Source organism: Gilliamella sp. wkB171 (assembly GCF_001693755.1).
In the GTDB taxonomy this organism is placed as follows: domain Bacteria; phylum Pseudomonadota; class Gammaproteobacteria; order Enterobacterales; family Orbaceae; genus Gilliamella; species Gilliamella apicola_F.
In genome coordinates this window covers 84,021-97,484 of sequence record NZ_LYST01000034.1, presented here as the reverse complement: position 1 = coordinate 97,484, position 13,464 = coordinate 84,021, and the positions used below count along the sequence as shown (strand labels likewise).

Annotated in this window: 15 protein-coding genes, 2 rRNA genes and 1 pseudogene; 14 read left to right on the top strand and 4 right to left on the bottom strand. The window is 33.1% G+C overall.

Going from position 1 to position 13,464, the window contains the following annotated elements; translation table 11 throughout:
* The 9 genes and pseudogenes from A9G03_RS04425 to A9G03_RS04385 form a co-directional block, all read left to right on the top strand.
* Nucleotides 1–106, top strand: a 23S ribosomal RNA gene (locus A9G03_RS04425); the annotation flags it as partial.
* Nucleotides 107–258: 152 nt separating this feature from the next.
* A 5S ribosomal RNA gene (gene rrf, locus A9G03_RS04420) occupies nucleotides 259–374 on the top strand.
* 167 nt (nucleotides 375–541) lie between these two features.
* Nucleotides 542–1,099, top strand: coding sequence for a pseudouridine synthase (locus A9G03_RS04415; RefSeq protein WP_065798516.1), 558 nt, complete (start codon nucleotides 542–544; stop codon nucleotides 1,097–1,099).
* A 175-nt stretch (nucleotides 1,100–1,274) separates the two neighbouring features.
* Nucleotides 1,275–2,198 (top strand): annotated as a pseudogene (ftsY, locus tag A9G03_RS04410) (signal recognition particle-docking protein FtsY); the annotation flags it as partial.
* A 9-nt stretch (nucleotides 2,199–2,207) separates the two neighbouring features.
* A complete protein-coding gene (gene ftsE, locus A9G03_RS04405; RefSeq protein ID WP_065633227.1) occupies nucleotides 2,208–2,861 on the top strand; it encodes a cell division ATP-binding protein FtsE in 654 nt (217 codons plus the stop codon).
* A 4-nt stretch (nucleotides 2,862–2,865) separates the two neighbouring features.
* Nucleotides 2,866–3,837 (top strand): permease-like cell division protein FtsX, encoded by a 972-nt coding sequence (ftsX, locus tag A9G03_RS04400; protein ID WP_065633226.1) that lies wholly within the window; start codon nucleotides 2,866–2,868, stop codon nucleotides 3,835–3,837.
* Between the two features lie 151 nt (nucleotides 3,838–3,988).
* Entirely contained in the window at nucleotides 3,989–4,849 is an 861-nt protein-coding gene (gene rpoH, locus A9G03_RS04395) for an RNA polymerase sigma factor RpoH (protein ID WP_065633225.1), read from the top strand.
* Between the two features lie 209 nt (nucleotides 4,850–5,058).
* The gene (locus tag A9G03_RS04390) at nucleotides 5,059–5,631 is read left to right on the top strand and encodes a DUF2975 domain-containing protein (RefSeq protein ID WP_065798515.1); all 573 of its coding nucleotides are present in this window, start codon (nucleotides 5,059–5,061) and stop codon (nucleotides 5,629–5,631) included.
* An 11-nt stretch (nucleotides 5,632–5,642) separates the two neighbouring features.
* Entirely contained in the window at nucleotides 5,643–5,864 is a 222-nt protein-coding gene (locus tag A9G03_RS04385) for a helix-turn-helix domain-containing protein (protein ID WP_065633223.1), read from the top strand.
* Here A9G03_RS04385 and A9G03_RS04380 read toward each other — a convergent pair.
* Nucleotides 5,861–6,553 carry an aspartate/glutamate racemase family protein gene (locus A9G03_RS04380; RefSeq protein WP_065798514.1) on the bottom strand — a complete coding sequence of 231 codons (693 nt, stop codon included), beginning with the start codon at nucleotides 6,551–6,553 and terminating at the stop codon, nucleotides 5,861–5,863. The genes A9G03_RS04385 and A9G03_RS04380 overlap by 4 nt on opposite strands.
* 791 nt (nucleotides 6,554–7,344) lie before the next feature.
* On the opposite strand from A9G03_RS04380, the gene A9G03_RS04370 reads away from it, so the two are divergent.
* Both A9G03_RS04370 and cobB read left to right on the top strand, forming a co-directional pair.
* Nucleotides 7,345–8,163, top strand: coding sequence for a hypothetical protein (locus A9G03_RS04370; protein WP_065798512.1), 819 nt, complete (start codon nucleotides 7,345–7,347; stop codon nucleotides 8,161–8,163).
* A gap of 52 nt (nucleotides 8,164–8,215) precedes the next feature.
* A complete protein-coding gene (gene cobB / locus A9G03_RS04365; protein ID WP_065798511.1) occupies nucleotides 8,216–8,902 on the top strand; it encodes a Sir2 family NAD+-dependent deacetylase in 687 nt (228 codons plus the stop codon).
* Nucleotides 8,903–8,910: 8 nt separating this feature from the next.
* On the opposite strand, the gene mtgA is transcribed toward cobB, so the two are convergent.
* Entirely contained in the window at nucleotides 8,911–9,603 is a 693-nt protein-coding gene (gene mtgA / locus A9G03_RS04360; RefSeq protein WP_065798510.1) for a monofunctional biosynthetic peptidoglycan transglycosylase, read from the bottom strand.
* Nucleotides 9,604–9,816: 213 nt separating this feature from the next.
* On the bottom strand, nucleotides 9,817–10,308 hold the full coding sequence (gene mobB / locus A9G03_RS04355; RefSeq protein ID WP_065798509.1) for a molybdopterin-guanine dinucleotide biosynthesis protein B: 492 nt from the start codon (nucleotides 10,306–10,308) through the stop codon (nucleotides 9,817–9,819).
* An 84-nt stretch (nucleotides 10,309–10,392) separates the two neighbouring features.
* On the opposite strand from mobB, the gene A9G03_RS04350 reads away from it, so the two are divergent.
* Nucleotides 10,393–11,421, top strand: coding sequence for a threonine aldolase family protein (locus A9G03_RS04350; RefSeq protein WP_065633232.1), 1,029 nt, complete (start codon nucleotides 10,393–10,395; stop codon nucleotides 11,419–11,421).
* Between the two features lie 8 nt (nucleotides 11,422–11,429).
* Here the strand turns inward: A9G03_RS04350 and mobA are convergent, their stop codons facing one another.
* Nucleotides 11,430–12,008, bottom strand: a complete 579-nt coding sequence (mobA, locus tag A9G03_RS04345; protein ID WP_065633216.1) for a molybdenum cofactor guanylyltransferase MobA — start codon at nucleotides 12,006–12,008, stop codon at nucleotides 11,430–11,432.
* A 321-nt stretch (nucleotides 12,009–12,329) separates the two neighbouring features.
* Here mobA and A9G03_RS04340 point away from each other — a divergent pair, with 321 nt between their 5' ends.
* Both A9G03_RS04340 and A9G03_RS04335 read left to right on the top strand, forming a co-directional pair.
* Nucleotides 12,330–12,599 (top strand): YihD family protein, encoded by a 270-nt coding sequence (locus A9G03_RS04340; RefSeq protein ID WP_065633215.1) that lies wholly within the window; start codon nucleotides 12,330–12,332, stop codon nucleotides 12,597–12,599.
* Nucleotides 12,600–12,613: 14 nt separating this feature from the next.
* Nucleotides 12,614–13,342, top strand: coding sequence for a DsbA family protein (locus tag A9G03_RS04335; RefSeq protein ID WP_065633214.1), 729 nt, complete (start codon nucleotides 12,614–12,616; stop codon nucleotides 13,340–13,342).
* The last annotated feature ends 122 nt before the right edge of the window (nucleotides 13,343–13,464 follow it).

The following is a 13,464-nucleotide window of genomic DNA, read 5'->3' as shown; positions in this document are numbered from 1 at the left end:
GAGAATCAGTAAGGTCCGTTTGAGACTAAGACGTAGATAGGTCAGGTGTGTAAGTGTAGTGATACATTGAGCTAACTGATACTAATGAACCGAGAGTCTTAACCTTACAACTCGGAGTTGTTTTGGATACGCGAAGTTGAGAGTAAGAAGTCATCGAAAGATGGTTAAAGATTAATAAAACAGTTTGTTCCGGATTGAGCGATTGATGAAGATATGTGATAATGTTCGTCAATTGAGAGAAAGAGAAGACAGGATATGTCTGGCGGTAATAGCGCGGTGGTCCCACCTGACCCCATGCCGAACTCAGAAGTGAAACGCCGTAGTGCCGATGGTAGTGTGGGTATTACCCATGTGAGAGTAGGGTGCCGCCAGACTTTTAAATTAGCGCGAGAGCCCAGCAGAGATGCTGGGCTTTTTTGCTTTTTACGGTTTAACGGCTGAATAATTATGACTAACAGTGCTAGAAAATCGATAATGATTTACTATATTATTAAAAATATTGTTATTGAACATAGTTAATAGTTAAATGGATAGGAATAAAATGCGCTCATTAATTGCTTTTAACAAACCGTACAATGTAATTACGCAATTTTCTCCCCATGAAAAATATCAAACATTAAAAGATTTTATTTCATTACCCAAATTTTACCCCGCAGGTCGGCTGGATACTGACAGTGAAGGATTATTATTACTGACCAATGATGGTAAATTGCAGTCAAAAATCAGCTCGCCAAAATTTAAATTACCAAAAACTTATTGGGTACAAGTTGAAGGCATAGTAAGTCAACAAGCTATAGACAAACTCGCTCAAGGTGTTCAGTTAAAAGAGTTCTATACTGCTCCAGCTATAGCGACAAAGCTTGAAGCACCGACTAATCTATGGCAACGCGTTCCGCCTATTCGAGAACGTAGAGCTATTCCTACTTCTTGGTTGAGTTTAACTATTACGGAAGGAAAAAATCGTCAAGTTAGAAGAATGTGTGCTGCGGTTGGTTATCCTTGTTTACGTTTAATACGTGTTCAAATTGGCAATTATAATCTTTTTACTCAGCATCTGCCGTTAGGTGAATGGCAATCTATCAGCGTAAATGATCTTTAGGCTTAAATAGATCACATTAATAAATACTAAATCATCACTTATTATCATTATTTTATCATAATATAACTCAATAATATTATTCACATTTATTGAATACATTGGGGTTTATTCTAAAATAAGATAAAATGATTATCAGTTATGCTCATGGGACAATTTATTTATGGTTGAACAAAAAAAAGAAGGTTTCTTTGCTCGTTTAAAAAAAGGTCTTTTCAAGACTAAACAAAATATTGGGTCGGGTTTTTTAAATTTATTCAAAGGCAAAAAAATTGACGATGAATTATTTGAAGAACTAGAAGAACAACTGATTATTGCAGATGTAGGATTTGATACTACACAGAAATTAATAAGCTCATTAACACAACAAGCCTCAAGAAAAGAGTTAAAAGATGCAGATGCACTTCATGAAATTTTAAAGCATGAAATGAAGTCTATTTTAGACGGGGTTGATCAACCGCTTGATATTGAAAGTCATAAGCCATTTGTTATTTTAATGGTAGGGGTAAATGGTGTTGGTAAAACAACGACAATTGGTAAATTAGCTCGTCAATTTCAACAACAAGGTAAATCAGTCATGCTTGCCGCAGGCGATACCTTTCGTGCAGCCGCAGTTGAGCAATTACAAGTTTGGGGTGAGCGAAATAATATCCCCGTTATTGCACAGCATGTTAATGCTGATTCTGCCTCAGTTATTTTTGATGCAATACAAGCAGCAAAGGCAAAAAAAATAGATGTCTTAATTGCCGATACAGCAGGTCGTTTACAAAATAAATCACATCTAATGGATGAATTGAAAAAAATAGTTAGAGTGATTAAAAAACAAGATGAGACTGCTCCACATGAAATCATGTTAACAATAGATGCAGGAACAGGCCAAAATGCCATTAGCCAAACTAAATTATTTAATGAGGCTGTTGGTGTAACAGGAATGACATTAACTAAATTAGATGGTACTGCGAAAGGTGGTATTATATTTAGCATTGCTGATCAATTTAATATTCCAATCCGTTACATCGGTGTTGGTGAAAAAATTGAAGATTTAAGACCTTTTGTTGCTGATGATTTTATTAATGCGCTGTTTGAACAAACAGATGAATAGAGAGAACTCATGATCCAATTCCAGCATGTAAGTAAAGTTTACTCAGGTGGAAAGCCCGCCCTTCAAAATATAAACTTTACATTATTATCCGGAGAAATGGCATTTTTAACAGGTCACTCTGGTGCAGGTAAAAGTACTTTGATGCGTTTAATTTGTGGATTAGAAAAAGCTAACGACGGCAAAGTATTATTAAATGGTATCAATGTATCTAGCTTGAAAAAACAAGATATGCCGTTTTTACGCCGCACAATTGGGATGATTTTTCAAGATCACCAATTATTAATGGATCATACCGTTTATGATAATGTGGCTATTCCATTAATTATTTTAGGAAAACCTATAGAAGAAATTCGTAGACGTGTTTCGGCCGCGCTCGATAAAGTCGGTTTGATAGATAAAATGAAATTCTATCCTATACAGCTATCAGGTGGTGAACAACAGCGCGTAGGAATAGCGCGTGCTATTGTTAATCGCCCAAGCGTCTTATTAGCCGATGAACCAACCGGTAACCTAGATGATAAACTTTCGAAAGATATTTTAAAGCTATTTGAAGAGTTTAACCAAGCAGGCGTCACCGTATTAATGGCAACCCATAATATGGGGCTTATTCGTCGTAAACATCATCGAATACTAAATTTAAATCAAGGGCGTTTAGAGGAATAACATAATGATAAACGCTAACATTAACACTATTAAGTCAAAATTAAAAAATAAAAATAGCTTTTTATCCCGATGGAAAAGACAAATTAGTTATGCATGGCATAACGTATTTAATGATTTTCGTCAGCATATTTTTGCTTCAATATTGACAATCTTTGTCATTGCAATTTCAATAACATTACCAACGATTAGTTATTTGTTGTGGAAAAATGCAAATCAAGCAGCGCATCAATGGTATCCAACTCCAAACTTAACCGTGTATATCAACAAATCACTTACGGCAGAACAAACTAAAGAATTAATCAGTAAATTTAAAACATACCCGGAAGTTGAGAAAATAGATTATCTTTCACGAGATGATACACGAGAAGAATTTAAAACTTGGTCTGGTTTTGCAACAGCACTTGATCTTTTAGATGAAAACCCTTTACCTGCCGTTGCTATTCTTTTTCCTAAAGAAGAGGCTAAGCAAACTAGCATTTTACATGGATTACAATCACAAATCTTGAAAATAGAAGGAGTTGATGATGTACAACTTGATGATAGCTGGTTTACGCGATTAATGGCATTAACAGACATGGTAAAATCAATAGTCTGGACAATTTCGATTTTCATGATTATTGCTGTATCACTTGTTATTGGCAATAGTATTAGATTAAGTATCTTTTCCCGTCGTCAAACGATTTTGGTGATGCAATTAATTGGCGCTACTGAAGGTTTTATATTAAGACCATTTTTGTATAATGGGATTTTTATTGGGTTTATCAGTGCAGTACTTGCATTAATATTATCCAAAATATTCATTTGGCAAATTGATTCAATTATTTTGCACGTTTCAACTGTTTTTGGAACAAAATTTACTTTAGAAGGGCTTTCATGGGATGAAAGTGTATTAATTATCTTGTTTTCAATAATTATTGGATGGCTTTCAGCCTTAATCGCGACTAAAAAATATTTGAAAGTAATGTACATTACTTAATTACAAAAATAAGATAGTTACTTATTGTTAAAAATTTTAATAAAATGTGAACTAATTGACTTTTTTGTAGTCTAATATAATAGTTAGAATTTAAATTGTTGCATACTTAAAATTATGCAACAAAATCAGTTTAAATGAAGGAGGGAATTAAATGAGTACTGATTTAAAAATGCCAGTAAGTGCTTTAATCCCACAAGGCAATATAGAATCATACCTTCGTATGATTAACACCTATCCGATGTTAACAGCAGAAGAAGAAAAATCGTTAGGTGAAAAACTTTATTATCATGATGATGTTGATGCTGCACGGCAATTAATCTTATCTCATTTGCGCTTTGTTGCGCATATTGCTCGAGGTTACTCTGGGTATGGTTTACCGCAAGCAGATTTAATTCAAGAAGGTAATATTGGATTAATGAAAGCTGTGCGTCGTTTTAACCCTGAAATGGGGGTTCGATTAGTTTCTTTTGCTGTACACTGGATAAAAGCTGAAATTCATGAATATGTACTTAAAAATTGGCGAATTGTTAAAGTCGCAACCACAAAAGCACAAAGAAAATTATTTTTTAATTTAAGAAAAAATAAACAACGTTTAGGTTGGTTTAATAATGCAGAAGTCGATATGGTGGCAGATGAACTTGGTGTAACACCTAAAGATGTCCTTGAGATGGAATCGCGAATGTCTGCTCAAGATATGTCATTTGATGTAGATAGTGATGACGATGATAATTCAATTGTTGCTCCGGCACTTTATCTAGAAGATAGTAATTCTGATTTCTCAAAATCAATTGAAAATGATAATTGGGAAAATGACGCAACAGATAAATTACATGATGCTTTATCACAATTGGATGAACGAAGTCAGGATATTATTAAAGCACGTTGGTTAGATTCCGACGATAGTAAATCAACTTTGCAAGTTTTAGCTGATAAGTATAGTGTTTCTGCTGAACGTATTCGTCAACTCGAAAAAAATGCAATGAAAAAATTACGAGTTGCAATCGAAGCATAATTTTTTTTCGTTAATGTTAACTTCCTGAGCCTTACTTGTAACAAAGTAAGGTTTTTTTATAACTAAATTTTACTCACTATTGATTTTGCTATTTTTATTTAAAATAAATCTTAAACGATAATAAATTATCGTTTTACTTTAATTTATTATTGTTATTTCTATTTTTATAGGCTAGACTGTGCTCAATCTTTATAAAAAAGGAAATAAATATGAACACAACATTAGCTCGATCAAACTTACGCTTAAATCAATATTGTCGATTTATGGTACTATTAACAACCCTTATTATCATAGTTATGTTGATTGGTGCATTATCACCATCACTTTATTACTTTTTTAATATTGAAAATATTGGATTATCCTCAGGAGGATATTCTTTTTTTATATCTAACAGTGTTGATGTTGATCCAACTGAACTCGAGTTTTGGCAGGCTTTTTTAGCAACGTTAATTGATACTATACAAATCTTTATTTTAATTTATGCATTTTATCAGTTGCGATTACTTTTTTTAAAATACAGTCAATCTGATTTCTTTTCAGAAAGGTCAGCTAATCACTGCTATATTTTTGGGAAAATGTTAGTCATCTGGTCTATTTTTAGTATTTTATCTGAGCCTTTATTAACTTTAATTTTAAGTTTCAACCAAGCTGAACGTTATTTTTCTTTTTCGTTTTCAAGTGATGATATTATGGTATTGTTCCCAGCTATCAGTATTATGGTTATTGGACAAATATTAAAAAAAGCATGCCAACTAGCGGAAGAAAATCAGCAGTTTGTATAGGGGAATTAAACATGCCAATTACTATAAATCTAGATGTAATGCTCGCTAAACGAAAAGTAAAATCTAAAGATTTAGCTATGGCTATCGGTATTACAGAACAAAATCTATCTTTGCTTAAACAAGGTAAAGTGAAAGGTTTTAGATTAGCCACACTTGAGGCAATCTGTGAATATTTAGATTGCCAACCTGGAGATATTTTAGAATATATTAACGATAAAAATGATAATGCTTAGTTACTTATTGCTAGCATAGCGGCGGCTTCTCCATGAATTAAGGCTGTATCAAAAAAAGGGATATTTCGATCTGATTGTGAAATTAATAAACCAATTTCTGTGCAGCCTAAAATAACACCTTGTGCTCCGCGTTCAACTAGTTTATCAACAATAGTTAAGTAAGCTTGTTTAGATGCAGGTTTAATAATCCCTTTACAGAGTTCATCGTAAATAATTTGGTTAACAACATTTCTATCTTCTTGATCCGGTATTAATACTGTTAAGTCTTGGTCAATTAATTTTGATTTATAAAAATCTTGCTCCATTGTGTATTTAGTACCTAACAATGCTACAGTTTTAATACCTTGTTGAATCAATTTTTTAGCTGTGACATCTGCAATATGAATAATTGGAATAGTAATTGCTGCTTGAATCTGATCTGCGACTTTATGCATGGTATTCGTACAAATGACAATAAAATCTGCACCTGCTATTTGTAATCTTTTGGCTGCATCAATTAAAATCAGTGCACTTTTATCCCATTCACCATTGGCTTGACAATGTTCAATTTCTTGAAAATCTACGCTATATAATAGCGTTTTCGCTGAATGTAATCCCCCTAATGATTTTGCTACCATTTGATTAATTACTTGATAATAGGTAACGGTACTTTCCCAACTCATACCGCCGATTAAGCCAATTGTTTTCATTTAAAATACCTTATAAAAATTTATTCAACTAATTGATAATATCATATCATCTGTAAAATTAATTAATATCAACTTTCGATCGTTAAGCAAGGGTTCACTCTATTTATTTAAGGCGGTTAATTTTTTTATTTAAAATTAGATAACATAAAACAGCCTATTTATTTTTTACATTACAACCATAAAATTTATAAGGAAACTGCTTTTAAGTTATCACACTAAGCTATATGGTTAAGCGTAAACCAATGTTGATTACCTTACTATTTACTTGGTGCTTCTCTTTTTGTCGACTGATTGGCAAATCAACTCAAAAACCAGGCGTTATTGGGCCCATGATGTTCCATTTGGTAAGGATATTGGTCAAATTAGCTATCTCACCATACTGGCTAGCAATCTATTTAGAACTAGACATCGTAGCAAGCGGTAACTACAGCTTTGAACCTTTTCCTGATAAAGAACGTGTTTTACCTTTTGGCTTGGATAGGGTTATTTTTATACTTATGTCGATTTAATGCGCTATAATCTGACTGATAAAGTTTTGCAAATTGTATTAAATGTCGACTCGCATTAGCTGGAAAATAATTATTGTATAATCAAGAAAATCAATGTAATTATTATATTGATGAAAAATGCCGTTATTGGTCAAAACGGTGTTATTTAGCGAAATCATGAAATCTGGAAAGATACATTGATTAAACAGAATGCTGCCGGTATGCTGGAATGTATTTCTTGCAAAGTGATGTATAAAAATTTAGTTATAGTTAAATATGAAATTGATGGGGAAAGTATCAGTTATGAACAAAATTAGTCCTTATTTATGGTTGATATCATTCTTATCGTTTTTTTTATCTTTTTCATGTTTAGCCGACACAAAAGTTATTCATGTTCTGGTCGCATTATGTGATAACAAATATCAAGGTATAGCACCTGTTCCAGCTGCGATTGGTAATGGTCAAGATCCAAAAAATAATCTCTATTGGGGCGCGGCTTACGGTTTTAAAACCTATTTTGCTAAGCAAAAAGAGTGGCAAGTTATACAAGTTAATAAGCCTAAAGATGGTAAAATATTAGAAGAGATTATCTATAAGCATCAAAATCAAGATGTTTACCTTATCGCTCAAGCCTATGATGGTAAATACATTGATGATACGGTAAATGATTTTATTGACTATTCTGCGGGAAAAAATTCGCTGTCATTATCAGTAGATAAAAAGCAAATCAATTCTGGTGGTAATGCTGATCTTGTTGTTTATATTGGGCATAACGCATTAATGGAAACGTCATCTTGGCGCAGTTATTTACCAGGTAGTTGGCGTTGGATCACATTATCCAAAACTCAACAAGAAAAGCAAAAATCGCGTTATGCTGCTGTATTTGCTTGTAAAAGTCAGAAATATTTTACTCCACCACTATCTCATTTAGGTATTAATCCATTGATCTTAACCTTGCACCGTATGGCGCCAGAAGCTTATAGTATTTATGCTATGATTAATAGTTGGTTGGATGGTGAATCAAAAGATGAAATAAGGCTTAAAGTAGCAAGTGCTTACAGCCAATATCAAAAATTAAGTCAACCAGCCTTACATATATTTACCACCGAATATAGCCAATAATCTTTTATATCACGGTAAATTATTTAACTTATCAATAAAAAGGAAAATAGATATGTTAAAAACACCCAAAATTGTCATTTTAACTGGGGCTGGCATTTCAGCCGAATCGGGGTTATCAACCTTTCGAGCCCAAAATGGATTATGGGAAGGTTATGATGTTAATGATGTTGCCACTTATGAAGGTTACCGTCGAGATCCCATTGCGGTTCATAATTTTTACAATATGTTACGAAGAAAATTGCAAGATCCATCGGTAAAACCTAATCAAGCTCATATTGCACTGGCTAAGTTAGAACAAAAACTCGGTTCAAATAATGTATTGGTTGTAACTCAAAATGTTGATAACTTACATGAACAAGCTGGATCGAAAAATATTATTCATATGCATGGAGAATTATTAAAAGCGCGTAATGAAAAAACAGGAGAAATTATTGACTGTTTCAACGATATTAATTATCAACAAAATAAATTAATACGGCCGCATATTGTTTGGTTTGGTGAAATTCCATTACAGATGGATCAAATTTATGATGCGTTATCACAAGCAGATTATTTTATTTCAATTGGCACATCGGGCAATGTCTATCCTGCTGCTGGTTTTGTTCAAATTGCTAATCAATCCGGTGCTAAAACGATTGAACTTAATTTAGAACCAAGTTTAGGTGAAAGTTTATTTCAAACTAAAATTTATGGCCCTGCAAGTCAGGTGGTACCCGAATTTATTCAGACATTAATTTAAAACAGTCTTTACTCCATTTGTTTTAAATAATTTTTACCGCCAAGGTTAGCCATTTGCGCTCGAATCCATTCTGCTTTTTTTTGGACATAGTTTGTGGGGTTGGTTGGGCTCCATTTTCTTGGATTAGGTAACGTTGCTGCAAGTAAACTCGCTTGATAAGGCGTTAATTGGTTTGCACTGACATTAAAATAATAACGAGATGCTGCTTCAATGCCAAAAATCCCCTCACCCCATTCTACACTATTTAAATAGATTTCAAGGGTTCTTTGTTTTGACCAAATTAACTCAATCCAGATAGTAAACCAAGATTCTATTGCTTTACGTAGCCAACTTCGTGATGGCCATAAAAAAATATTTTTGGCTACTTGTTGGGTAATAGTGCTTGCGCCACGAATTTTTTTTGCATTTTGATTATGTATTAATGCTCGATTAATTGCATCAAAATCAAAGCCCCAGTGTGTTGCAAAGTTCTGATCTTCTGAAGCAATAACTGCGATTTTAATATTGTCTGAAATTGCATCCCAATCTTTCCATTCCCGCTGTTGTGTGATGCCCCAATTAACAATTTTTCTTTCCACCATTAACATTGAGCCAATTGGATCGATCCAACGCATTATTAAAATAAGAAAAATAGATAACAGCATTAATCCAATAACTACGTTTCTTGTTTTGATTAATATCTTTTTTAATAATGGATGCATATTACTTAAATCATGATATGGCTAAAGGTTAGCTATATTAACATATCATTTACATTGTTTTATCCAATACTTATAAATTTTTGTTTGGAATAGCAATCTTTCTTTTTTTCAATTGGCTATTTATGTTAAACAAGCTAGTAAATGAGTTACATCGCTATAAAAAATTAACTTTACTCAATACGTTTTATTGCCAATCAGAACATCATCATTAGATCAGTTAAATAGGTAATCGAGTATAAACTTCACAACTTGTTGTGGCTGATTGATATCCAGTAATGGAATCGATATATTTAATTGGTTATCACTGGCGATAGCAAGCGTTAAGTCATCGATAAAAACGGGATGATTAATGGTTTGACGATGACAGATAATTTTAGGTATTTTTTCGTGTTTAAATCCTTCAATTAATATGATGTCTACATCAGTAAACTGATTTATCACTGTGGCCAGATCTGCTGGTTTATTGGGGGTTTCATGGATGATTGCATAACGATTATCGCATACGATGGCTGTTTGTACTGAGCCGGCCTTACGTAACTCATAACTATCTTTACCTGGGATATCTAATTCGATGTCATGGTGAGCATGTTTTAATGAGCCTACATTAAAGCCCTGTTTAATAAGTAGTGAAATAACCTGTTTTAACAATGTAGTTTTGCCACTACCGCTATAACCACAAATTCCGATAATCTTTTTTTTATGCATCACTAGTTTATGTTAATGTACTATATTCTATAGATAAACAATATTACATGATTTTTTGCAGCAGATGTTCAAAAAGAGAATAATATGAACGATTTTTTGAATGATTACAATCAAACTGTTCACCCCAGTTTGTTAAAAAGTTTTATTGATATTAATAATAAGAAATTAGCGGGTTATGGTTTAGATGAATATTGCAAACAAGCTATAACAAATATCCAAAAACGATTACAATCTCCTCATGCTGATGTGCATTTTATGCCTGGTGGCACAATAACCAATCTAACGGTCATTTCACATATTTTAAAACCCTATCAAGCCGTAATTGCCGCTAATACCGGACACATTAACGTGCATGAAACCGGAGCGATTGAAGCGACAGGGCATAAAGTAATCACGGTACCAACAGCAGATGGAAAACTTACGCCGGAATTGATAGCACCTGTATTATTTCATCACAGTGATGAACATATGGTACAACCTAAGCTTATTTACATCTCTAATACCACCGAATTAGGCACAATATATAGTCAGCAAGATCTTAAAAATCTTTATCAATTTTGCCAAAAAAATCATCTTTTTCTCTATTTAGATGGAGCCCGCTTAGCGATGGCATTGGCAGCAAAAGATAATGATCTGGCTTTGCCTGATTTAGCTAAATACACGGATGTATTTTATATTGGTGGAACCAAAGTCGGGGCGTTTGCTGGTGAAATGGTTATTTTTAATAATCTATCTATTAATCAAGACTTTCGTTTTAGTATGAAGCAAAAAGGTGCGATATTAGCAAAAAGCTGGATCGTTGCTGTACAGATGAATGAGTTGATGCAAAATGATCTGTATTTCCAGTTGGGACAACACAGTAATAATATGGCTAATAAACTAAAAACTGTCTTTGAAAAAGCTGGATTAACTTTTGCCAGCAAACCACAAACTAACCAACTATTTGTTAATTTTCCAAACCAACTGGCTGAAAAAATTATTGCTCATTACGCGGTTGATAATTTAGGTCCTATTGATGACCATAACTGCTGTTTACGTTTTTGTACTTCATGGTCAACTCAAATAGATGAAATTGATAGGTTAGAGAGACTATTGCAATCATGGTTATCGTAAAATTTTATTTAGGATAAATGTGCATTGGCTAATTCGTCATAGGTATTAATATTCACAAAAGATGTTGGCGTATCACTAAAATCTACGCCTTTAGCTTGTACTTGCTGTAAAAATAGCATTAGTTTGCGGTTTCCTAGTGCTAAATATTGTTCTAATTGTACAAGTACACAACGATGTATAAGTAAAATCGTTGGATGCGAGTATTTGCCATCAAAAGGGTAGATAGCGCTATAATTTATCGTATATTTTGCTAAACGGGCAATTAAATCCTTGGGTAAATAAGGGGTATCACAACTAACAAATAAGTTCCAATCGGTATTGGTCCGACGTAATCCACTATAGATGCCCGAAAGTGGTCCTAAAAAACCGTCTAAATCATCACTAAATATGGCATAACCTGCTTTTTGATATTGATCTAAATGACGATTACAGTTGATCATTAGTGTGCCGACTTGAGGCGCAATGCGATCAATAACATGTTGATAAAGAGGTTTATCATTTAATAAGATTAAGCCTTTGTCATCACCATTCATGCGTGAGCTTTGACCTCCAGCTAAAATGAATGCGGTAATAGCGCTTTTCTGCATAAATTATTTCTCTTTTACATTGCCAAAACACAAAATAGCATTACTATATAGCAAAGTTATTTTAAATCGTACAATTTATAACATAGCCTTTATACTTAGATTAAGTTATCAAGTGTTGTAATTGCAAAATGAAATATATCTGTATTGGTTTTTCAGGTATGGAATAGTTGATAAATTCAATTAAACATGTTTACATCATTTATTTTGATAAATTGTTTTTATCAATAGTGTTATGCTTAAACTAACAAGTAACACAATATCAAAATAAAATATTAAATCATCATCTTCAATGGGTTTGAAGATTCAAAAAAGGTATAATTTATGAAATGTCATCGTATTGATGAAGTAATGGAATTATTAAAGTCAGCTTGGGAAAATGATTCAGATCTCAGTTTGTTACAATTTTTAGTTAAACTCGGTCAGGAAGCTGGTTTCGAGGGCGATTTAAAAGATCTGGGTGATGAAGTGTTAATCTATCACTTAAAGATGCGTGATGCTGATAAAAGTGAAGTCATTCCTGGACTAAAAAAAGATTATGAAGAAGATTTTAAAACCGCACTATTAAAAGCTCGCGGCATTATTAAAGAATAAGGAGAATTAGTTAAATGAAAAAAACGCTTATTGCTATGGGAGTATTACTGTTTTCGGTAAATTGTTTTGCCGATGAAGCGCCTTCTAATGCAAAAACAGACGCATCGCAAACAACCACTCCGGCGACGACTCAAGCTCCGATTGAAGTGGATAAACAATATATTGTATTACCCACTAACCCATCGCCAGACAAAGAAGTGATCGAATTTTTTTCGTTTAATTGCCCTAGTTGCTATAGATTTGAAAACCAATATCATGGTTCACAAGTTATTGCTAAAGCTATCCCTCAAGATATCAAAATTAAACGTTATCATTTATTGGATTTTGGTCCACTTGCTCAAGATTTAGCTCAAGCATGGGCGATTGCTAATGTACTTGGTATTGAAGATAATGTTTCACAAGCACTTTATAATGCAGTACAAAAAGATCATAGTATAAAAACGCCAGATGATATTAAAGCTGTATTTGCTAAACTCGGAGTGGATTCTGAAACTTATGATAAAACCAAAGACAGCTTTTTAGTTAAAGCTTTTATGACGCAACAAGCTAATGCTATTAAAGAAATGCAGCCAACATCCATACCAACACTGATTGTTAATCGTAAATTCTATATCAATGCTCAAGGGTTAGATGTGTCGAGTGATGATGCATTTATTAAAGATTATGCGAGAGTTACTGCTTTTTTAGTTGGTTTAGATCCAAATGTCAAAGCACATGATAATCAAGAAAACAGTAATGAGTAATTTATTACTTTTTAAATAATTGATAAATACATAGCAAATATTCATTGTTTTGATCAATTAGCGAGCTGTAAATTAACCAATCCCTTTGTTTGAATTATTTCAGCAAAGGGATTTTATTGGAT

Excerpts from the sequence above, each read along its gene's own strand:
- A9G03_RS04390 (WP_065798515.1), top strand. The coding sequence starts at position 5,059 with ATGAACACAACATTAGCTCGATCAAACTTACGCTTAAATCAATATTGT.
- mtgA (WP_065798510.1), bottom strand. The coding sequence starts at position 9,603 with ATGCATCCATTATTAAAAAAGATATTAATCAAAACAAGAAACGTAGTT.
- A9G03_RS04415 (WP_065798516.1), top strand. The coding sequence starts at position 542 with ATGCGCTCATTAATTGCTTTTAACAAACCGTACAATGTAATTACGCAA.
- ftsE (WP_065633227.1), top strand. The coding sequence starts at position 2,208 with ATGATCCAATTCCAGCATGTAAGTAAAGTTTACTCAGGTGGAAAGCCC.
- mobB (WP_065798509.1), bottom strand. The coding sequence starts at position 10,308 with ATGCATAAAAAAAAGATTATCGGAATTTGTGGTTATAGCGGTAGTGGC.
- ftsX (WP_065633226.1), top strand. The coding sequence starts at position 2,866 with ATGATAAACGCTAACATTAACACTATTAAGTCAAAATTAAAAAATAAA.
- cobB (WP_065798511.1), top strand. The coding sequence starts at position 8,216 with ATGTTAAAAACACCCAAAATTGTCATTTTAACTGGGGCTGGCATTTCA.
- mobA (WP_065633216.1), bottom strand. The coding sequence starts at position 12,008 with ATGCAGAAAAGCGCTATTACCGCATTCATTTTAGCTGGAGGTCAAAGC.
- A9G03_RS04385 (WP_065633223.1), top strand. The coding sequence starts at position 5,643 with ATGCCAATTACTATAAATCTAGATGTAATGCTCGCTAAACGAAAAGTA.
- A9G03_RS04340 (WP_065633215.1), top strand. The coding sequence starts at position 12,330 with ATGAAATGTCATCGTATTGATGAAGTAATGGAATTATTAAAGTCAGCT.
- rpoH (WP_065633225.1), top strand. The coding sequence starts at position 3,989 with ATGAGTACTGATTTAAAAATGCCAGTAAGTGCTTTAATCCCACAAGGC.
- A9G03_RS04380 (WP_065798514.1), bottom strand. The coding sequence starts at position 6,553 with ATGAAAACAATTGGCTTAATCGGCGGTATGAGTTGGGAAAGTACCGTT.
- A9G03_RS04370 (WP_065798512.1), top strand. The coding sequence starts at position 7,345 with ATGAACAAAATTAGTCCTTATTTATGGTTGATATCATTCTTATCGTTT.
- A9G03_RS04350 (WP_065633232.1), top strand. The coding sequence starts at position 10,393 with ATGAACGATTTTTTGAATGATTACAATCAAACTGTTCACCCCAGTTTG.
- A9G03_RS04335 (WP_065633214.1), top strand. The coding sequence starts at position 12,614 with ATGAAAAAAACGCTTATTGCTATGGGAGTATTACTGTTTTCGGTAAAT.